This is a genomic window from Microbacterium sp. Mcb102 (genome assembly GCF_024519805.1).
Taxonomy (GTDB): domain Bacteria; phylum Actinomycetota; class Actinomycetes; order Actinomycetales; family Microbacteriaceae; genus Microbacterium.
Window position 1 is genome coordinate 197,711 of the sequence record NZ_JALJRG010000002.1, and the last position, 18,933, is coordinate 216,643.

The 18,933-nt window shown below is 67.0% G+C and carries 21 protein-coding genes; 3 read left to right on the top strand and 18 right to left on the bottom strand.

The window, feature by feature from the left end; genetic code table 11:
• Positions 1 to 108: 108 nt before the first annotated feature.
• The 14 genes from OC372_RS07175 to OC372_RS07240 form a co-directional block, all read right to left on the bottom strand.
• Positions 109 to 321, bottom strand: a complete 213-nt coding sequence (locus tag OC372_RS07175; RefSeq protein ID WP_029260920.1) for a hypothetical protein — start codon at positions 319 to 321, stop codon at positions 109 to 111.
• A 146-nt stretch (positions 322 to 467) separates the two neighbouring features.
• Positions 468 to 1,658, bottom strand: a complete 1,191-nt coding sequence (tuf, locus tag OC372_RS07180) for an elongation factor Tu (RefSeq protein ID WP_028502475.1) — start codon at positions 1,656 to 1,658, stop codon at positions 468 to 470.
• A 169-nt stretch (positions 1,659 to 1,827) separates the two neighbouring features.
• Positions 1,828 to 3,942 carry an elongation factor G gene (gene fusA / locus OC372_RS07185; RefSeq protein WP_029260918.1) on the bottom strand — a complete coding sequence of 705 codons (2,115 nt, stop codon included), beginning with the start codon at positions 3,940 to 3,942 and terminating at the stop codon, positions 1,828 to 1,830.
• A gap of 87 nt (positions 3,943 to 4,029) precedes the next feature.
• Positions 4,030 to 4,500, bottom strand: a complete 471-nt coding sequence (gene rpsG / locus OC372_RS07190; protein WP_017201608.1) for a 30S ribosomal protein S7 — start codon at positions 4,498 to 4,500, stop codon at positions 4,030 to 4,032.
• 5 nt (positions 4,501 to 4,505) lie between these two features.
• Positions 4,506 to 4,874, bottom strand: a complete 369-nt coding sequence (rpsL, locus tag OC372_RS07195; protein ID WP_017201609.1) for a 30S ribosomal protein S12 — start codon at positions 4,872 to 4,874, stop codon at positions 4,506 to 4,508.
• 238 nt (positions 4,875 to 5,112) lie between these two features.
• Positions 5,113 to 5,760, bottom strand: coding sequence for a hypothetical protein (locus OC372_RS07200; protein WP_029260917.1), 648 nt, complete (start codon positions 5,758 to 5,760; stop codon positions 5,113 to 5,115).
• 66 nt (positions 5,761 to 5,826) lie between these two features.
• Positions 5,827 to 6,261, bottom strand: a complete 435-nt coding sequence (locus OC372_RS07205; protein ID WP_105710593.1) for a hypothetical protein — start codon at positions 6,259 to 6,261, stop codon at positions 5,827 to 5,829.
• 68 nt (positions 6,262 to 6,329) lie between these two features.
• Positions 6,330 to 7,373: an ABC transporter gene (locus OC372_RS07210; protein ID WP_105710444.1), complete on the bottom strand. Its 1,044-nt coding sequence runs from the start codon at positions 7,371 to 7,373 to the stop codon at positions 6,330 to 6,332.
• A gap of 114 nt (positions 7,374 to 7,487) precedes the next feature.
• Positions 7,488 to 7,640 carry a hypothetical protein gene (locus OC372_RS07215; protein WP_156027125.1) on the bottom strand — a complete coding sequence of 51 codons (153 nt, stop codon included), beginning with the start codon at positions 7,638 to 7,640 and terminating at the stop codon, positions 7,488 to 7,490.
• A 76-nt stretch (positions 7,641 to 7,716) separates the two neighbouring features.
• A complete protein-coding gene (locus OC372_RS07220; RefSeq protein ID WP_262001340.1) occupies positions 7,717 to 8,370 on the bottom strand; it encodes an HAAS signaling domain-containing protein in 654 nt (217 codons plus the stop codon).
• Complete coding sequence (locus OC372_RS07225) at positions 8,367 to 8,699, bottom strand: PadR family transcriptional regulator (protein ID WP_029260913.1); 333 nt, start codon at positions 8,697 to 8,699, stop codon at positions 8,367 to 8,369. The genes OC372_RS07220 and OC372_RS07225 overlap by 4 nt, the downstream gene beginning before the upstream one ends.
• A gap of 69 nt (positions 8,700 to 8,768) precedes the next feature.
• Positions 8,769 to 9,707 carry a sugar ABC transporter permease gene (locus OC372_RS07230; RefSeq protein ID WP_105710446.1) on the bottom strand — a complete coding sequence of 313 codons (939 nt, stop codon included), beginning with the start codon at positions 9,705 to 9,707 and terminating at the stop codon, positions 8,769 to 8,771.
• A 1-nt stretch (position 9,708) separates the two neighbouring features.
• Complete coding sequence (locus OC372_RS07235; RefSeq protein WP_262001341.1) at positions 9,709 to 11,313, bottom strand: ABC transporter permease subunit; 1,605 nt, start codon at positions 11,311 to 11,313, stop codon at positions 9,709 to 9,711.
• 67 nt (positions 11,314 to 11,380) lie between these two features.
• Positions 11,381 to 12,589 (bottom strand): maltose ABC transporter substrate-binding protein, encoded by a 1,209-nt coding sequence (locus OC372_RS07240; RefSeq protein WP_262001342.1) that lies wholly within the window; start codon positions 12,587 to 12,589, stop codon positions 11,381 to 11,383.
• Positions 12,590 to 12,774: 185 nt separating this feature from the next.
• On the opposite strand from OC372_RS07240, the gene OC372_RS07245 reads away from it, so the two are divergent.
• The 3 genes from OC372_RS07245 to OC372_RS07255 all read left to right on the top strand — a co-directional run bounded on the left by OC372_RS07245 (position 12,775) and on the right by OC372_RS07255 (position 14,631).
• Complete coding sequence (locus tag OC372_RS07245; protein WP_029260909.1) at positions 12,775 to 13,206, top strand: hypothetical protein; 432 nt, start codon at positions 12,775 to 12,777, stop codon at positions 13,204 to 13,206.
• Between the two features lie 13 nt (positions 13,207 to 13,219).
• Entirely contained in the window at positions 13,220 to 13,708 is a 489-nt protein-coding gene (locus OC372_RS07250; protein ID WP_017829222.1) for a YajQ family cyclic di-GMP-binding protein, read from the top strand.
• A 290-nt stretch (positions 13,709 to 13,998) separates the two neighbouring features.
• Positions 13,999 to 14,631 carry a GntR family transcriptional regulator gene (locus tag OC372_RS07255; RefSeq protein WP_029260908.1) on the top strand — a complete coding sequence of 211 codons (633 nt, stop codon included), beginning with the start codon at positions 13,999 to 14,001 and terminating at the stop codon, positions 14,629 to 14,631.
• 7 nt (positions 14,632 to 14,638) lie between these two features.
• On the opposite strand, the gene OC372_RS07260 is transcribed toward OC372_RS07255, so the two are convergent.
• From OC372_RS07260 to OC372_RS07275, 4 genes are all read right to left on the bottom strand, one after another.
• On the bottom strand, positions 14,639 to 15,646 hold the full coding sequence (locus tag OC372_RS07260) for an alpha/beta hydrolase (protein WP_262001343.1): 1,008 nt from the start codon (positions 15,644 to 15,646) through the stop codon (positions 14,639 to 14,641).
• Between the two features lie 62 nt (positions 15,647 to 15,708).
• A complete protein-coding gene (locus OC372_RS07265; RefSeq protein ID WP_262001344.1) occupies positions 15,709 to 17,082 on the bottom strand; it encodes an FAD-dependent oxidoreductase in 1,374 nt (457 codons plus the stop codon).
• Between the two features lie 56 nt (positions 17,083 to 17,138).
• Positions 17,139 to 18,200, bottom strand: a complete 1,062-nt coding sequence (locus tag OC372_RS07270; protein ID WP_029260905.1) for a polyprenyl synthetase family protein — start codon at positions 18,198 to 18,200, stop codon at positions 17,139 to 17,141.
• 47 nt (positions 18,201 to 18,247) lie between these two features.
• Complete coding sequence (locus OC372_RS07275; protein WP_262001575.1) at positions 18,248 to 18,907, bottom strand: class I SAM-dependent methyltransferase; 660 nt, start codon at positions 18,905 to 18,907, stop codon at positions 18,248 to 18,250.
• Positions 18,908 to 18,933: the final 26 nt, after the last annotated feature.

The window sequence follows — 18,933 nt, forward strand, 5'->3', positions numbered from 1 at the left end:
GCGAATCCGCCACATCTGACGACCACTAGATCGAACGGGGGCGTGCCTCTGCATACGAAAGCGGCGATCCACCCGGTGGTGGATCGCCGCTCGAAGAGTGCGGGGCTGCTACTCGTTGCCGACGGCCTTGTCCGCGCTGTCCCGGATCTCGTCGATCTTGTCTGCTGCACCCGGGGCGATCTTCTTCGCGAAGTCCGCGACGCCATCGAGGACCTTGTCACTGATGTCCTCGGCCTGGTCGCTCTTGACGGCCTCGGCGATCTTGTCCTTGTTCTGCTCGTAGAGGTCCTTGCCCTTGTTCACCGCGTCATCGATACCCATGTGAATCCCCTTCTCAGGTGTGCGTCGACGGAGAGGCCGACGAGATCATTGTGCACGTCTTGGCGCGGAGAGGAAACTCCCGACACGACACAAAGCACAGAGGGGCCGGACCCGAAGGTCCGACCCCTCTGCGAGGAAGCAGGTGCTTACTTGACGATCTTCGTGACCGTACCGGCGCCCACGGTGCGTCCACCCTCACGGATGGCGAAGCCGAGGCCCTCCTCCATGGCGATCGGCTGGATCAGCTCGACCGTCATGTCGGTGGTGTCGCCGGGCATGACCATCTCGGTGCCCTCGGGCAGCGAGATGACGCCGGTGACGTCGGTGGTGCGGAAGTAGAACTGCGGGCGGTAGTTCGTGTAGAAGGGGTTGTGACGCCCACCCTCGTCCTTGGACAGGATGTACGCGGTGCCCTCGAAGTCGGTGTGCGGCGTGACCGAACCCGGCTTGACGATGACCTGACCGCGCTCGACGTCCTCACGCTTCGTGCCACGGAGCAGGAGACCACAGTTCTCGCCGGCCCAGGCCTCGTCGAGCTGCTTGTGGAACATCTCGATACCCGTGACCGTGGTCTTGACGGTCGGACGGAGTCCGACGATCTCGACCTCGGAGTTGATGGCCAGCGTGCCACGCTCGGCGCGACCCGTGACGACGGTTCCACGACCGGTGATCGTGAAGACGTCCTCGACGGGCATCAGGAACGGCTTGTCACGGTCACGCTCCGGGTCCGGAACGCTGTCGTCGACAGCCTGCATGAGGTCCAGGATCGCCTGGGTCCACTTCTCGTCGCCCTCGAGAGCCTTGAGAGCCGAGACGCGGACGACAGGAGCGTCCTCGTCGAAGCCCTGGGCTGCGAGCAGCTCGCGGACCTCGAGCTCGACGAGCTCCAGGATCTCCTCGTCGTCGACCATGTCCGACTTGTTCAGCGCGACCAGCAGGTACGGCACGCCGACCTGCTTGGCGAGCAGCACGTGCTCACGCGTCTGAGCCATCGGGCCGTCGGTGGCGGCGACCACGAGGATCGCGCCGTCCATCTGAGCAGCACCGGTGATCATGTTCTTGACGTAGTCGGCGTGGCCGGGAGCGTCGACGTGAGCGTAGTGGCGCTTGGGGGTCTCGTACTCGATGTGCGAGATGTTGATGGTGATTCCACGCTGGCGCTCTTCCGGCGCCGAGTCGATGGAAGCGAAGTCACGCTGCACGTTGGTGTCGGACGGGAACTTGTCAGCAAGCACCTTCGAGATCGCTGCGGAGAGCGTGGTCTTGCCGTGGTCGACGTGACCGATCGTTCCGATGTTGACGTGCGGCTTGGTCCGCTCGAACTTGGCCTTAGCCACTGGGTCCTCCTCAGGACGTCGTTGTAAAGGTGACCGGGCACTGGTTTGCGACCGGTTCTCTACGGGTTAGGTTCTCAGTTTAGTAGAGAGGGAATGTGAAGTTGTAGGTGACCTGGGAACCCCGCGGCGCTTCGCGGTGCTCGGCGCCGCGGGGAGCCCAGAAGAGCGATTACTCGCCCTTGGTCTTCTGGACGATCTCGTCGGCCACTGCGCGGGGAACCTCAGCGTAGCTGTGGAACTCCATCGAGTAGACGGCACGGCCCGAGGTCTTCGAGCGCAGGTCGCCGATGTAGCCGAACATCTCGGACAGCGGGACCTGAGCGCGGACGACCTTGACGCCTGCGGCGTCTTCCATCGACTGGATCTGGCCACGACGCGAGTTCAGGTCGCCGATGACGTCGCCCATGTACTCCTCAGGAGTACGGACCTCGACGGCCATCAGCGGCTCGAGCAGCACGGGGTTGGCACGGCGAGCGGCCTCCTTGAAGCCCATGGAGCCCGCGATCTTGAACGCCATCTCCGAAGAGTCGACGTCGTGCGCCGCACCATCGACGATGGTCGCCTTGACGCCGACCATCGGGTAGCCCGCGAGCACACCGACGTTCATCGCGTCCTGGAAACCGGCGTCGATCGAACCGATGTACTCACGAGGGATGCGACCACCGGTGACGGCGTTCACGAACTCGTAGGTCTTCTCGGAGTCCAGGTCCATCGGCTCGATGGTGAACTGGATCTTCGCGAACTGGCCGGAGCCACCGGTCTGCTTCTTGTGCGTGTAGTCGTGCTTCTCGACGGCCTTCTTCAGGGTCTCGCGGTACGCGACCTGCGGCTTGCCGACGTTGGCCTCGACGTTGAACTCGCGCTTCATGCGGTCCACGAGGATGTCGAGGTGAAGCTCGCCCATGCCCTTGATGGTCGTCTGACCGGTCTCGGGGTTGAGCTCCGTGCGGAAGGTCGGGTCCTCCTCAGCGAGCTTCTGGATGGCGACGCCCAGCTTCTCCTGGTCGGCCTTGGTCTTCGGCTCGATCGCGACCTCGATGACGGGCTCGGGGAACGTCATCGACTCGAGGACGACCGGAGCTGCCGGGTCGGTCAGGGTGTCACCGGTGGTGGTGTCCTTCAGACCGATGACCGCGTAGATGTTACCCGCGGTGACCGAGGGGACCGGGATCTCCTTGTTGGCGTGCATCTGGAAGATCTTCCCGATGCGCTCCTTCTTGTTCTTGGTCGAGTTGATGACCGCAGAACCGGACTCGAGGTGACCCGAGTAGACGCGCACATAGGTGAGGCGACCGAAGAACGGGTGCACGGCGACCTTGAACGCGAGGGCTGCGAACGGGTCATTGGCGTCGGGGTGACGCTCGATGATCGTGTCGTAGTCCTTCGGGTCGTGTGCCTCGATCGAGCCCACGTCGAGCGGGTTCGGGAGGTAGTCGACGACCGCGTCGAGCATCGGCTGGACGCCGCGGTTCTTGAACGCGGAGCCGCAGAGCACCGGGTAGATCTCGGAAGCGACGGTCAGCTTGCGGATCGCGCCCTTGATCTCGGCGACCGTGAGCTCCTCGCCACCGAAGAACTTCTCGAGCAGCGCGTCGTCGGTCTCGGCGACGGTCTCGAGGAGCTGCTGACGGTACTCCGCCGCCTTCTCCTTGAGGTTCTCCGGGATCTCCTGGATCTCGTAGGAGGCGCCCATCGTGACGTCACCCTTGGAGTCTCCGGCCCACACCAGCGCACGCATCTCGACCAGGTCGACGACGCCGATGAAGTCGCTCTCCGCGCCGATCGGCAGCTGGATCACGAGGGGCTTGGCACCCAGGCGGTTGATGATGGTGTCGACGGTGAAGTAGAAGTCCGCGCCGAGCTTGTCCATCTTGTTGACGAAGCAGATGCGGGGGACGTTGTACTTGTCGGCCTGACGCCAGACCGTCTCGGACTGGGGCTCGACGCCCTCCTTGCCGTCGAACACGGCGACGGCACCATCGAGGACGCGGAGCGAACGCTCCACCTCGACCGTGAAGTCCACGTGGCCGGGGGTGTCGATGATGTTGATCTGGTTCTTGTTCCAGTAGCAGGTCACGGCGGCAGACGTGATCGTGATGCCGCGCTCCTTCTCCTGCTCCATCCAGTCGGTGGTCGACGCGCCATCGTGCGTCTCGCCGAGCTTGTGGTTGACGCCCGTGTAGAACAGGATGCGCTCGGTCGTCGTGGTCTTGCCGGCATCGATGTGCGCCATGATGCCGATGTTGCGGACCTTGCTCAGGTCCGTGAGCACGTCTTGTGCCACAGGAGTGTCCTTATCTTTTGGAGCAGTCGTACTGCGAAGAGGGGGTGCCCGCCCTTCGGCGAGTGGCCGAAGGGCGGGCGAAGCTGGTTACCAGCGGTAGTGAGCGAACGCGCGGTTCGACTCGGCCATCTTGTGCGTGTCCTCGCGGCGCTTGACCGCGGCACCCAGGCCGTTCGACGCGTCGAGGATCTCGTTCTGCAGACGCTCGGTCATCGTCTTCTCACGACGGCCCTTCGCGTAGCTCACGAGCCAGCGCAGAGCGAGCGTGTTGGCGCGGTGAGGCTTGACCTCGACCGGCACCTGGTAGGTCGAGCCACCGACGCGGCGGCTGCGGACCTCGAGGGTCGGGCGCACGTTGTCGAGCGCCTTCTTGAGCGTGGCGACGGCGTCCTGACCGTTCTTCGCCTCGACGCCGCGGAGGGCGCCGTAGACGATCGACTCGGCCAGCGACTTCTTGCCGTCGACGAGGATCTTGTTCACCAGCGAGGTGACGATCGGTGCGCCGTATACCGGGTCGTTGACGACGGGGCGCTTGGGGGCTGGTCCCTTACGAGGCATCTAACTCAACCCTTCTTCGCGCCGTAGCGGGAACGAGCCTGCTTACGGTTCTTGACTGCCTGGGTGTCCAGGGCGCCACGGACGATCTTGTAACGCACACCGGGGAGGTCCTTGACACGACCGCCACGGACGAGCACCAGCGAGTGCTCCTGGAGGTTGTGACCCTCGCCGGGGATGTACGCGGTGACCTCGGTGCCGTTGCGGAGCTTCACACGAGCGACCTTGCGCATCGCCGAGTTCGGCTTCTTGGGGGTGGTGGTGTAGACGCGGGTGCAGACCCCGGCCTGCTGCGGGTTCGACTTGAGCGCCGGCGCCTTGGTCTTGGTGACCTTGGGCGAGCGACCCTTGCGAACCAACTGCTGAATGGTTGGCACGTTCTCTCCTCATAGTGCTGCACGGTGACAGCGTGATGGGTTTCACATCATGACCCACCGGCACGCCGGAATCGACGCGCTTTTGGTGTGGTGGGTATGCCGTGGGGGCGGACCGGCATGGTGCCGACGCCCAGTGCGCACGTCAAGACGTGCACACACCTTGTCAAGTGTAATGCCGCGTAACGTGGTGGTCAAATGAACGCAAGTCCGGTGTGACGGCGGAGCGGCGCTCGGAGCATCACGGCAGGTCGGGGTCGAACGGCGAATCCAGCGACTCCGTCAGCTCGGCGAGCAGTGCCTCGATCTGCGGCTCCACGTGCTGGGAGATGGCCGCCTGGATGTAGATCCGGTGGCGAAGCAGGATGCCGCAGATCTCCCGCCCGACCATATTGGCGTACTCGTCGGCGAGGGCGACCTCCTGCCGGAGGGCGATCTTGGCTTCCTCGGTCAGAGGTGGCAACGCCGGCAGCTCCGCGGCGGAGTCATCGGCGAGCCCGGCGATGGTGAAGAGGAACGGCGCGCCGGGAACCGGCTCGGGGTCGAGCGGGAGGCCGTCGAATTCCGGATCGAGGTCTTCGGCAGGGCGGTAGCTGCGGGCGCGGTTCCGGGCGGCCTGCTGATCGAGCTCGCGCTGCAGCATGGGGAGATTCCGTGCCGTGTAGTCCGCGACGGCGTGATCGACGATGGTCTTGATGCGCGTCGAGAGTCCGTGCTGCACACCGTGCGGGGTGTTCGCACCGATTCCCGCCGCCGAGAGGATCGGCGATCCCAGACAGCGGCGGCATGGCGCGACGCGACCGCGGTGGGTCGCCGGCTCCCAGCGCGGCACCCAGCGCAACCAGGCCTCGACGGCCTGGTCCACCTGCGTCTCCAATGAGCGCTCCACCCCACCAGCGTACGGCGCGCCGCCCGTCGTGACCGCGATTTCGCGCATCGCGGCGGGGCGGCCGCGTCACTCCTCGTCTTCTTCGCGCTCCCAGGGCCAGCGCGGATGCGCGGCACGAGTGCGACGGAGGGCGATGCCACCCCAGCCGGCTATCAGCCCCGCGACCACCAGCACCGCACTCGCACCACCGCGGACCAGATCCCCCGCCACCGCAGTCGCGATCACGAAGTCGGACGAGCCGAGGACGACCGTGATCCACACCGCCGCGAGATGAGCCAGAGCTGCGAGGAGAGCGATCGCGATCGTCGCCACGAAGGAGGGATGGCCACGACGGAGCGTCGACCACAGCATGAGCGCGAAGACCGCGACCGCCGCCAGCATCCCGACGGCGCCCGGTGCCTGCCCCAACCCTCGCACCGCGATGATGTCGGTATCGGTGGCCACACTCAGGGCCCCCAGGCCGAACACCGCGAGCGCGAAGAAGCCGATCGTCGCGAGCACCACGGCCAGGACAGCCGAAACCCCCGCGGACTCGGGCCCGCGGGGGTTCGGCGTGGTGGAGTTCGTGATTACCTCGACAGCGTCGGACCGGCTTCGAGGGTGCGCTCGTACTCGCGCTGCGCCTCGGCGTTCAGTTCAGTCTTGCGAGCGCCGCTGCGCGACACCCATGCGCCGAACCAGATGGTCAGTTCGCGCGCGAACACGAATGCGGCGATGGCGAGCGGGGCGAGCAGCTGCTCGCCGACGAGGTCGAGGCCCTGAGACGACGTGAGCTTCCAGAACGGCGCCTCGAACAGCTGTCCGAGGATGTGGCCCGCATAGGCGATGACGCCGACGATGATGCCGAAGACCACCCAGAGGCCCCAGCGGCCGCGGTTGATGATCGCGCCGAGCAGCCAGAAGCCGAGGAAGAAGACGACGACCGGCGTCCAGTAGCCCCAGGTCATCAGCGGTGCCAGCGCGGCCTCACCGATGTTCTCGCCGTTCACCTCGCCGGCGATCGCGCCGAGACCCAGCGCCGTGCCGAGGTACAGCACGGCGAAAACGAGGGTCGCGAGTAGGCCGATGAGGCCGGCGGTGCCGCGGTTGCCGCGGTCACGGGGCGGCTCGGGAGCCTGCACGAAGATGGGTTGAGGCTGCGCTGCCGCGGCGACACCCGTCGCACCGATCAGCGGCTCCGACGGCACGATGCGTGTCTCGGTGTCGTCACCGTACTGGGCGTAGGCGGCCCCGGCCAGGCCGGACTGCTCGTGCCCGAACGGCACGGGCTCGCCCACGATCGGCTCCGGGTAGAAGGATTCGGTCTCCGCGTCGGCCTCCGCCCGGACGTCGCGCGCGGTCTCGCGCGACTCGACGATGGGTGCCGGAGTGACGGCGGGAGGCGGGGACGCGAACGTTCCGGGGTGGTCGCGCTCCGCGGCTTCGAACGCGGCGAGATCGGGGTCGACGATCTTCTCGTCGACGGCGTCTGCCGGTTTGTGGTCCGGCGCATCGGCGGAACCGGGGACATCCGCACCCGCCGCGGCGGCGGCGTCGAGACCGGCGTTCGCGCTGCCGACGACGTCGTCGACGTCAGTCGGCTTCTCGGGCTGGGGAGCGTCGGGGTCACTCATGGGGTGCGCCTCTCATCGGATATGTGCATTGTGAGGGTACCGCCGGGCCGACGACCGTCGACGCAGGCGTGCCGACGTGTCGGGATACACGCGTCGGCGTCCCCTCGCGAGCCGTCAGGGAAGGGCGTTGCGGAGCGCGGTTCCCGCGAACTCCGCGAGAGTCGGAAGGATCGGGAGGGACAGCCAGACGAGCGCCCCGATGATTCCGGCGCACACGATGCCGGCGAACCAGCTCATCGCCAGATTGCGCCCCGCCACCCGTGCCATGTCTCCACGGTATGGCCCGACCGGGATACTGGCCGGGCGCAACGCCGAGCATGCACGCGGCGTGGCGGGGCGTGACTCAGCGAGCGACGCGCCCCCGGAGCCGCCAGAGCAGCCAGAGACCCGACGCCGGGATGAGGAGGAACCCGAGGAGAAGGAGGACGTGCCAGGCACTGAAGCCGGGCAGCAGCGGGTTGTTCACGACCTCATCGGCAGGGGTGCCGGTGCCGGACGAGCTGCCGGTCGAGCTGAACTCCACGAAGCTCATGAACTGCACCAGGAACAACGAGACCGCGCCGAAGACGAACGGCACGATGATCGCGACGACCTTCTCCCACGTCTTCCAGAGGGTGCTGATGCTGACGAGTACCGCGCCGACGAACCAGCCGAGCACCGGGACGAGGAAACCGCCGAAGCTCAGCGTCAGCGCGGCAGCGATCGCGAAACCGCGCGTCGAGGTCGCCGGCGGTCGGGGCGCGGGCGGGGCCGCGACCGGCGCAGCGACCACGATCGCGGGATTCGCCGGCACCTCGTCCTGCGCCTCCCTCGCGATGGCCACCGGATCACCGAGCCGAGCGATCCGCGCGGCGGTATCCGCGGCGTCGAGGTCCTGCAGCTCTTCGACGATGCCGCCACGGATGTCCGACGCGACGCCGTGCGGGAGCCCGCGCATCGCCTCGTCGAGCCGGGCGAGATACTCCTCGCGCAGTGTGTCTGCTGTCGTCTCTGTCATGGTCGTCCCTCTCCGACGATGCCCGTCACGACACGGGCGAACGGGGTCCACTGCACTCGGAAGCGCTCGAGCTGCTCGGTACCCGACTCGGTGAGCCGGTAGTACTTGCGCACGGGCCCGCTCTCCGACGGCAGGTCGAACGTGCTGACCCAGCCGTTGTCCCGCAGCCGTCCCAGCAGCGGGTAGAGCGTGCCGATGCTGGCGATCAGTCCGGCGCCGGTGAGTGCATCGGCCAGCTGCCAGCCGTACATCGGCTCACGCGCGAGGAGTCCGAGCACGCAGTACTCGACCACCCCTTTGCGCATCTGCGATCCGACATCAGCTGTCATGCATGACAAGCTACCATGCCATGCACGCTACCGGCGACGCCGGCCCCCGCGGGTGAACCCCACCGAGGGTCAGCCCTTCGTCGCCCCCGCGGTGAGACCGCCGACGATGTACTTCTGCAGGAAGAGGAACAGGATCATCACCGGGATGGCGGCCATCACCGCGCCGGCCGAGAATGCCGACCAGTCCGCGTAGCGCGGATTCGCCACGAGCTTGGTGAGTCCGACGACGAGCGTCTGCTGCTCCACGTCGACGAGCATCACGCTCGCGATCACGTACTCGTTGACCGTGCCGATGAAGGAGAGGAGTCCGACGACGGCGAGGATGGGCGCGACCAGGCGCAGGATGATGGTGAAGAAGATGCGCGCGTGACCGGCGCCGTCGATGCGGGCGGCCTCGTCGATCTCCTTCGGGATGGTGTTGAAGAACCCGTACATCAAGTACGTGTTCACGCCGAGCGCTCCCCCGAGGTACACCAGGATCAGGCCGGTGTGGGTGTTCAGCCCGATGGCGGGGAACCAGTCCCCCAGGGTCGACATGAGCAGGAAGATCGCGACCACGGCGAGCAGCTGCGGGAACATCTGCACGACCACGATCGTGACGAGCCCGACACGGCGCCCGGCGAAGCGCATGCGCGAGAACGCATATGCCGCGCAGGCGCCGATGAAGACCGTGACCGCCCCGGTCACGACGGCGATCAGCAGAGTGTTGAGGAACCACGTGCCGTACGGGTTCTGCGGGTCGCTCAGGATGCGCACGTAGCTGTCGATCCCGATCGCGGAGAACAGCTGGTTCGATCCGGTCAGCGTCCCCTTCGGATTCAGCGACGCCGACACGACGTACAGAAGGGGGAACAGGGCGAAGGCGCTCACGACGATCGCGACGAGGTGTCGCCATCCGGTATCGGCGAACCAGGCGCCGAAGCTGCGGCGACGCGGGCCGGGTGTGCGCTCATCGGTCTTCGAGGCGGTGGTGGCGGCGGTGGCGGCGGCAGGGCTGGCGGTGCTCATGTCAGTTCAGCTCCTCGAGGGCCTTGGTCTTGCGGAAGCTGATGATCGAGATCGTCGCGACCACGATGAAGATCAGGATGGTGAATGCCGAAGCCAGTCCGTAGTCGCGGGTCTGCCCGGTGAACGCCACCTTGTAGACCATCGAGATCAGGATGTCGGTGTGCCCGACCGGGATCGACACGTCGCTGAAGCGGGGTCCGCCCTTGGTGAGCATGTAGATCAGGTTGAAGTTGTTGAAGTTGAACGCGAAGGACGAGATCAGCAGTGGCGCGACCGTGACGAGCAGCAGCGGCAGTTTGATGCGGCGGAAGACCTGCCACGGGTTCGCGCCGTCCATGACGGCGGCCTCGTTCACGTCCTCCGGGATGCCCTGAAGGGCGCCCATGCAGACGAGGAACATGTAGGGGAATCCGAGCCACAGGTTCACCAGCAGCACCGACACCTTGGCCAGCGTCGGATCCGTGAGCCACGGGATGTCCGCTCCCCCGAAGATGACCTGATTGATGAAGCCGAAGCTCTCGTTCATCATGCCGGCCCAGACGAGCGCCGACAGGAACGCAGGGAACGCGTACGGGAGGATCAGGATGATCCGGTACCCGTTGCGGAACCGCATCCGGGTGTTGTTGAAGACCAGCGCGAGCAGGAGCCCGAGGAAGAACGTCGTGGCGACCGAGATCAACGCGAACGCGAAGGTCCACAGCGTCACGGCGATGAGCGGTCCGCGGATCGAGGAGTCGGTGACCGCGCGCACGAAGTTGTCGAAGCCGACGGTGGTCTGCCACCCCGGGAGCAGCTGCTCGCCGTCATCGGCGGTGAAGGCTCCCTCGCCGGTGTCGGAGTAGACCGTGCCGGTGGTGGTGTCGGTGATGGTGTCGGCGGCCGCGTCGTACTCGAGCGTCGAGACGTACAGATACCCCTTCTGGCCGTCCGGAGCCCGCAGGGCGCCGTCATTGGGGTCATCGCTGAAGGGAACCGACAGCTTCTCGAGCTCTTCGGAGAGCGTGAACACGGTGGCCAGCTGGAGCGTCGTCCAGCCGTCGACCGCGACGGCCTGTCCGCCCTCGAACTGCGCGTCCACCTCTTCGAGCGGCTGCTCGGCCGTGCCGAGAAGCGCGTCGCCGGAGTCCGGGTCGGTGACCAGGAGACCATAGGTGCCGAACTGTTCGACGACCGTGACCGGATAGGTGGGAGAGTCCTCGACCCGCTCCTGCGCCGACGCGAGGAGCGAGGAGATGGCCTGGTCTTTCGTGCCGTTGTGCCCGGTGCCGTAGTTCGTGAAACCGATGTAGCCGGTGTAGAGCAGGGTGAACACCTGGAACAGGATCAGGAAGATGATGCCCGGCGTGAGGTACTTCGCCGCGATGCGCTTGCGGGAGAAGTAGATGTAGTTGACGAAGACGGCCACTACGACGACGATGCCGAGGATCAGCCACTCCTGGTGGGCGAAGAGCACGAACGCCGCGTACAGCGCGATCGCGTCGACGACGGCCAGCAGGAGGATCTTCAGCAGCATCCAGCCGATCGGGCCGGACGCGGCCTCGGCGATCTTCGCGGCCTGTCGCTGGCGTCGGGTCGGAGGAGCAGTGCGCTCGTCGATGTCTGTCATGTCGTCCTCGTCATGATCCTGCCGGGGCGGACCGGAGCGTCCACCCTGGCAGGGCCAGTGGGTGCTGTTACTTGATCGCGGCGGTCACGTCGTCGACGAGCTTCTGCCACGTCGTCTTCGGGTCCGCGCCGTTGATGATCGCGGCCTCGGCCACGCCCCAGAACTCCCACACCGCGCCCATGGCCGGGATGGCCGGCATCGGCACGGCGTCTTCGCCGACGGCCTGGAAGCCGGCGATGATCGGGTCGGACGCCGCGGTGTCGGCGGCTGCGGTGAGCGCCGGCAGGATGTTGCCGGCCTTGAACAGCTCGAGCTGCACGTCTTCGGTGCCGATGTAGTTGACGAGGAAGTCGTTCGCGGCGACCTTGTTCTTCGACTCGGAACTGACGAAGAAGCCCTTCACGCCGGCGAACGGCGAAGCGGTCTCACCGGTCGGGCTCGGGATCGGGTCGATCGCGACGTTGATGCCGGCGTCGGTTGCGGCGCCCACGTTCCACGGACCGGTCAGCCAGAAGGCTGCCGTGCCGTCGAGGAACTGCTGCTTGGCGATCTCACCGTCGACGTCGGTGTTCAGCACGCCTGCGGCGCCCTGCACACCCAGCCAGTCGGCGAACGCGAAGCCGCCCGCACTGCCGAGCTGCAGGTCGGTGGGGTCATAGCTCCCCGAGTCGTCGGTGCCGAAGACCGGAGCACCGAACGCGGTCTGGAACGGGTACAGGTGGTACGGGTTGCCCTCGGTGCCCTGCTCGACGACGAAGGTGCCCTTCGAGACCATGTCGTCGAAGCTGGTCGCGGCGGCCGGGACGAGGTCGGCGTTGCGCAGCACGGCGATGTTCTCGACCGCGTACGGAAGCATGTAGACGGTGCCCTCGTACGTTGCGGCCTGCAGCGCGACCGGAAGGTAGTCCTCGGAGCTGTCGCCGAGCTCGATCGGCGCGACGACGCCGTTGGTCGAGAGCTCGCCCAGCCAGTCGTGCGCACCCATGACGACATCGGGGCCCTTGCCGGTCGGCACCTGCTGGATGAAGTCGTCCTTCATGTCGTCGACCGACTTGCCGACGAGCTCGACCTTGACGCCGGTCTTGTCCTCGTAGGAGTCCGCCGCGGTCTGCAGCGCGTCCACGCGCTCGGCGTCGACCCAGACGACCAGCTTGCCGCTGCCTTTGGAGTCGGAGGTGTCGTCGCCGCTGGTCCCTGCGGAGCAGCCGGCAAGCGTCAGAGTCGAAACGATGGCGATCGCGCCTGCGGCGGCGATGCCCCTCTTGTTCACCTTCATTGGTGTGTGCCTCTCTCGGTGCTGGTGGCCTGCACAGACTGCAAGCGCTTACAGTATGCATCGAACGCGGTGGCTTTTGCAACGACAGCGAGCGTCGATACCAAGCCGTGACCGGGCTGAATGGAGGCAAGCATTGTGAAAACGCTTCCATGGGACGCGAGACGGAGCGCTCGTAGACTGGAGGCATGACGGATCGTTCCCTTCGCGTCGCGCGGACAGCGGCGGGTCTCCTCCTGACGCTGTCGGCGATCGCCCTGAGCGGCTGCACCGCGTTCGCCACGAACTACGCCGTGCTGGATCGAGACGCGGAGGCTGCGGACAGCGTGCCGGACGGGGTGGTCGAGCAGGACTCGGGCGACGTCGCTGACCTCTCGTCGGCGCGCTTGGTCGGCGAGCACTCCGGCAGCTCGATCTGGCTGTTGCGGGGCGTCGAGCCGTCGACGGTCTGCGTACTCGCCTACCGCGACGAGGACGAGTGGGGCATGGGCTGCGGCGGGGAGCGGGGCCCGGTGGAGATGAGCGGACCGGCTGGCCACTTCACGACGGTGCCGGACGACTACCCCACTCCGGACGGAGCCACCAGGATCTCCGACAATGTCTACGCGCTCAGCCCCTGAGTAGGATGAAACCATGGCTGACAGCTCATTTGACATCGTCTCGAAGGTGGATCACCAGGAGGCGGAGAACGCCCTGAACCAGGCCCGCAAGGAGATCGAGCAGCGCTACGACTTCAAGGGCACCGGTGCGTCGATCGCCTGGAGCGGCGAGAGCATCCTCATCATCGCGAACACCGAGGAGCGGGCGAAGGCCGTGCTCGACGTGTTCCAGTCCAAGCTCATCAAGCGCGGCATCTCGCTGAAGAGCCTCGAGTCGGGCGACCCGTTCGCCAGCGGCAAGGAGTTCCGCATCGTCTCGACGCTCAAGGACGGCATCTCCTCGGAGAACGCGAAGAAGATCAACAAGATCATCCGCGACGAGGGCCCCAAGGGCGTCAAGAGCCAGATCCAGGGCGACGAACTGCGCGTGCAGTCGAAGAGCCGCGACGACCTGCAGTCGGTCATCGCGCTGCTGAAGGGCGCCGACCTCGATCTCGACCTGCAGTTCATCAACTACCGCTAGGCGAACCTCCCGCCTGTACGACGAAAGGCCTCATTCGGCGAAAGACCGAGTGGGGCCTTTCGTCTGCCCGCGGGCGCGACTTCGGTCTTCCGGAGCCGCGCAGTAGGATCGCATACCGGAATACCGGCCCGAGTGGCCAAGACTGGAGAGGTCGCCGACAGCCGTGTGCCCCCACACGCGTCGACAGGCGTAGATCGTGTTGGAAACCGATGCGACCTCATGATGCGGTGGCCCACCCGGGGCGAATCATGGGGATGCTCGGGAAATGAAGGGCAACTGGGGGCAGGTCCATGAGCATTATCGGATCGACGAGTGTCGGCGAGAGCAAGCAGCTTCTGGCCGAAGAGGTGTTCCACCACCTCGGCAGACAGATCATCGAGGGCACGATCGAAGCCGGCGAACGCATCCGCGACGTCGACGTGGCCGAAGAGCTGCACGTGTCACGAACTCCCGTTCGCGAAGCACTTCAGCGTCTGGAGCGGCTGGGGATGGTGACGATGTATCCGAGCCGGTACACGGAGGTGACCGAGGTGACGTCGGAGACGATCGCGCAGTCGCTCGAGTTCGCCGGGTACCAGGCGGCGATAGCCGCCCGGTTGGCCGTGCCGCGCATCAGCGACGCGCAGCGCGATCACGTCGTGCGCCTCGTGGCCGCGATGCACGCGTCCCTCGAACACCCCGAGACGACCTCGGACGCGCGATGGGCGGTGTTCTCGTATCTCGGAGATCGGAGCGGGAACGCGCAGCACCGAACACTGATGGAGGACGCGAGCATGGTTCTGTTCCGCAACCTCCGCGACTGGGTGGTCCCCGTGACGGACCGCGCTCGGATGCGCGACGTGTACATCGCCTTCGCGGGCGCCGTCCGCGACGGCGACGGCGATGAGGCGGAGCGCCTCGTCCGGACGATGTACTACCTGTGACGCGAGATCAGATCGCCGCGCACCAGCCCGTGACCCAACGCTCGAGGCGTCGGTAGGCGTCCTCGCGCGCATCGTGGCGCGAGAGGAAGACGTCGTGCAGCGCACCGTCGATGCGCTCCACCGTCACACTCGCCCCGAGCCGCAGCGCCGCGCGCGCGATGTCGTCGACGACGAGCACGGAGTCTGCGCTGGTGAGCTCCTCCGACCACCGCGTCGGGGGCACGAACCGCGCCGAGAGCAACACGCACACCGGAGCCGTGATCCCCAGTCCTGCGGCCACGGCCTTGTGCCCGGAGAGGATCGCGTGCAACCAGCCCGCGTACACCGCCATGGTCTGCGCGGGGCGCCAGAGCGGATTCACCTCCATCGGATCATCCGGGTCGGCGACCTCCAGCTGAGCACGGGTGTAGAAGCCCAGGTCGACCTGCGGCGCCGCCTCCATGGGCCGGATGCGAGCCTGCAGCTCCACCATGGGCGCGATCGCCGCCCGCGCCGGCGCGAACTGGAACTCCAGCCACGGGCTGTTCAGGATCACCGCATCCGCCGCACCAGGATGACGAGACGCCCAGAGGCTCAGGACGAGCCCGCCGGTCGAGTGTCCGAGCAGCACCAGACGCCGGGACGACTCGATTCCGCCCTGCCCCCGTCCCATCGCTTCCAGCGCCGCCCCGATGTCCTCGTCGTAGGTGGCGAGGTCGGCGACGTAGCCGGGCGTCTGTCCGTCGCGGAGGCTGCGACCGTACTTGCGGAGATCGAGCGCGAAGAAGCGGGCACCCCGCGAGGTCCAGAAACGCGCGAGCCGTTTCTGGAAGAAGTAGTCCGACCAACCGTGCACGTAGAGCACGTCGACGCCGTCGAGCAACGGCCACCGTCCACGGATGCGGTTCCAGAGGTCCGGCTCGGCCGGGAGCGCGCGCACCAGGGTGGCCACCACCGGACCCTGCTCATCGGTGCCGAGGTCGAGGGTCAGCTGCTGGAACTCATCGCCGAGCACATCCCGGATCCATTCGGTCATGCATTCCTCCCCCGTCGTCGCCAGGCTAGCCGACGAGACCGGGGACGGCGGAGGCGAACCTCCTATTCGCCCCGGGAGACGCGCACCATCTCGTCGCGCGGCACGACCTTGACGCGGGCGCGCTCCTCGGGAGCACCAAGAGAGATCTCGTGCTCGTCGAGACGGTGCCACCCCTCGAGATCGGTCCAGCGCACGCCGCGCTCGCGCAGCAGCTCGACGACGGCCTCTTCGGAGGGGTCCTCCGGGTGCCACCAGGAGCCCTGGTCGTTGATGATGTGCCGAACGGTCTCCATGGCGTCGGACTTCGTGTGCCCGATCAGACCCACCGGGCCGCGCTTGATCCACCCGGTCGCGTAGATGCCGGAGACCCGCTCGTTGGAGTCCTTCGCGAGCACCTGGCCCTCACGGTTCGGGATGACGCCGTGCTTCTTGTCGAACGGCACACCGGGAAGGGGCGAGCCGAAGTATCCGATCGCACGGTACAGCGCCTGGATCGGCACCTCGCGCAGCTCCCCGGTTCCCACCGCGCCGCCCTGTCCGTCGGGCTGCGTGCGCTCGTAGACGAGTGCCGCGACGCGGCCGTTCTCGTCCTTGCGCACCTCGACAGGGCGCGCCCAGAAATGCAGGTGCAGACGGCGCGAGGCCGTGCCCCCGGCATTGTTCACCGAGTCGCGCTTGCGCCACGACTGCAGGATGCGGTCGATCACCATGACCTGCTTGTTGCTGGCGACCGCATCCTTCGAGGCCTCGTCGTAGTCGAAGTCCTCGTCGTAGACGACCATGTCGACGTCGCGCAGCTCGCCGAGCTCGCGGAGCTCCAGCGGCGTGAACTTCACCTGCGCCGGGCCGCGGCGACCGAAGACGTGCACGTCGGTGATCTCGCTGGCCTTGAGGCCCTCGTAGACATTGGCCGGCACCTCGGTGACGAGCAGATCCTCGGCGTGCTTCGCGAGCATGCGCGCGACGTCGAGCGCCACGTTGCCGTTGCCGAGCACACCGACGGATGCGGCATCCAGCGGCCACTCGCGCGGCACGTCCGGGTGTCCGTCGAACCAGCTGACGTAGTCGGCGGCACCGTAGGAGGCGACCGCATCGATCCCCGGGATGTCCATCGAGGTATCGCGGATCGCGCCGGTCGCGAAGACGACGGCGTTGTAGTGCTTCTTCAGGTCGTCGAGGGTGATGTCCTCACCGAAGCGCACGTTGCCGAACAGGCGGATGTCCCCGCGGTCGAGCACGTCTCGCAGCGCGTTGACGATCCCCTTGATACGAGGGTGATCGGGGGCGACGCCGTAGCGCACGAGTCCGTACGGAGCAGGGAGCTGTTCGAAGAGGTCGATCGAGACGTCGAACTTGCGCTCGGCCTTCAGCAGGATGTCCGCGGCATAGATGCCGGCGGGGCCCGCACCGACGATGGCCAGTCTGAGCTTGGTCATGGGAGGTCCTTTCGTATGCCGACGCAACCGGCGCGCGACCCGACGGTCGCGCGCGATCAGCTGGAGCGTTCGGCGAGGGTCTCTGCGAATCGGGTCAGCGCCTCGCGCACGGTGCCACGCGGCAGCGGTGCGAGCGCGTCGACGGCATCCCGCGTCCACGCGTGCGCGAGTTCGAGGGTCTTCTGCGTCACCCGGTGATCGCGCAGCTCGTCGAGCGGGCCGTCGAGGATCGCGGGGTCGGCGCCATCGGCGATGAGGGCCACCCCGTCATCGATGCGCGCCGCGAGGTCGACGGCGGCGTCATCGGGCTCGGCCTTCAGCAGCAGGTACGGCATGGTCGGGACGCCGGCGCGGAGATCGGTACCCGGCACCTTCCCGGTCTCTTCGGGCTTGGCCGACAGGTCGATCACATCGTCGAGCAGCTGGAACGCGACGCCGATCTTCTCGCCGTACACGCGCAGCGGCTCCTCGTACTCGCTCGGCGCGTTGGAGAAGATCACACCGCCCTGCGTGGCGGCGGCGATGAGAGAGCCGGTCTTGTCGGCGAGCACCTGGATGTAGAACGCGATCGGGTCGTCGTCCTGCTGCGGCCCGAGGGTCTCGTGCATCTGACCGAGGACCAGGCGCTCGAACGTGTCGGCCTGGAGCCGGATGGCGCGCTCACCGAGCCGGGACATCAGCTGGCTGGCGCGGGAGAAGAGGATGTCGCCGGTGAGGATGGCGATGTTGTTGCCCCACACGGCATGCGCCGCCGGCACGCCACGACGGCGGTCGGCGCCGTCCATGACGTCGTCGTGATACAGCGAGCCCAGGTGGGTGATCTCCAGCGCCTTGGCGACATCGATCACCTCGGAGGTGTTGCCGTCGCCGAGTTGGGCGGCGAGCAGCGTGAGCACGGGACGGATGCGCTTGCCGCCCGCCTCGTACAGATAGCGGCTGGCCGCATCGGCCAGCGGGTCGGCGACCCGGACGTCTTGGGCGAGGCCGGTCTCGACGAGCTCGAGGCCGTCTTCGATCGCGCGCGCGACCTTGCGTGCGGCAGGGCCGATGAACACGCGGTCGCTGAACCCCAGACGGCTGGCCAGCCGTGAACCCGGGGCGATGGGGCTCGAAGTCACGGTCCCAGCCTACCTGCGCCGGGATGCCGCAGTTGCGTGCGCGGCGCTCACGCGGGCTTGCGCGCTCGGTGCAGGGCCACGATGCCGAACGTGAGGTTGCGATAGGCCACGTCGCCCCACCCCGCCTCGCGGATCCAGGCCGACAGCTTCTTCTGGTCGGGCCACTCGCGGATCGACTCGTTCAGGTAGTCATACGCGTCGCCGTTCGTGCCTGCCACCCGGGCGACACGGGGCAGCACCTGCGCGTTGTAGAACCGGTATGCGCCGCGGAACAGCTTCCCCGGAGGCGTGGAGAACTCGTTGATCACGAGCCGGCCGCCGGGCTTGGTCACCCGATACAGCTCGCGCAGCGCCTTCTTCGGATCGTTGACGTTGCGCAGCGCGTACGACATCGTGACCGCGTCGAACTCGGCATCCGCGAACGGCAGCGCCGTGGCATCCGCCTGCACGAACGAGAGGTTGCGCGTCGCACCGTGGCGACGCCGGCCTTCTTCGAGCATCCCCGGTGAGAAGTCGGCCGCGACCACCTCGGCGCCGCTGCGGGCGAGCGACGCCGACGACGACGCGGTACCTGCCCCGAGGTCGAGGATCCGCTCCCCCGGCTTCGGGGCGACCGCACGGGTGGTCGCCGCGCGCCACAGCACGTCGTTGCCGAAGGTCATGGCCGTGTTGGTGCGGTCGTACCCGGCGGCGACCTGGTCGAACATGCCGCTGACGCGGGCGGGGTCCTTGC

Excerpts from the sequence above, each read along its gene's own strand:
- OC372_RS07175 (WP_029260920.1), bottom strand. The coding sequence starts at position 321 with ATGGGTATCGATGACGCGGTGAACAAGGGCAAGGACCTCTACGAGCAG.
- rpsG (WP_017201608.1), bottom strand. The coding sequence starts at position 4,500 with ATGCCTCGTAAGGGACCAGCCCCCAAGCGCCCCGTCGTCAACGACCCG.
- OC372_RS07210 (WP_105710444.1), bottom strand. The coding sequence starts at position 7,373 with ATGAGTGACCCCGACGCTCCCCAGCCCGAGAAGCCGACTGACGTCGAC.
- OC372_RS07215 (WP_156027125.1), bottom strand. The coding sequence starts at position 7,640 with ATGGCACGGGTGGCGGGGCGCAATCTGGCGATGAGCTGGTTCGCCGGC.
- OC372_RS07220 (WP_262001340.1), bottom strand. The coding sequence starts at position 8,370 with ATGACAGAGACGACAGCAGACACACTGCGCGAGGAGTATCTCGCCCGG.
- OC372_RS07225 (WP_029260913.1), bottom strand. The coding sequence starts at position 8,699 with ATGACAGCTGATGTCGGATCGCAGATGCGCAAAGGGGTGGTCGAGTAC.
- OC372_RS07230 (WP_105710446.1), bottom strand. The coding sequence starts at position 9,707 with ATGAGCACCGCCAGCCCTGCCGCCGCCACCGCCGCCACCACCGCCTCG.
- OC372_RS07235 (WP_262001341.1), bottom strand. The coding sequence starts at position 11,313 with ATGACAGACATCGACGAGCGCACTGCTCCTCCGACCCGACGCCAGCGA.
- OC372_RS07240 (WP_262001342.1), bottom strand. The coding sequence starts at position 12,589 with ATGAAGGTGAACAAGAGGGGCATCGCCGCCGCAGGCGCGATCGCCATC.
- OC372_RS07245 (WP_029260909.1), top strand. The coding sequence starts at position 12,775 with ATGACGGATCGTTCCCTTCGCGTCGCGCGGACAGCGGCGGGTCTCCTC.
- OC372_RS07250 (WP_017829222.1), top strand. The coding sequence starts at position 13,220 with ATGGCTGACAGCTCATTTGACATCGTCTCGAAGGTGGATCACCAGGAG.
- OC372_RS07255 (WP_029260908.1), top strand. The coding sequence starts at position 13,999 with ATGAGCATTATCGGATCGACGAGTGTCGGCGAGAGCAAGCAGCTTCTG.
- OC372_RS07260 (WP_262001343.1), bottom strand. The coding sequence starts at position 15,646 with ATGACCGAATGGATCCGGGATGTGCTCGGCGATGAGTTCCAGCAGCTG.
- OC372_RS07265 (WP_262001344.1), bottom strand. The coding sequence starts at position 17,082 with ATGACCAAGCTCAGACTGGCCATCGTCGGTGCGGGCCCCGCCGGCATC.
- OC372_RS07275 (WP_262001575.1), bottom strand. The coding sequence starts at position 18,907 with ATGTTCGACCAGGTCGCCGCCGGGTACGACCGCACCAACACGGCCATG.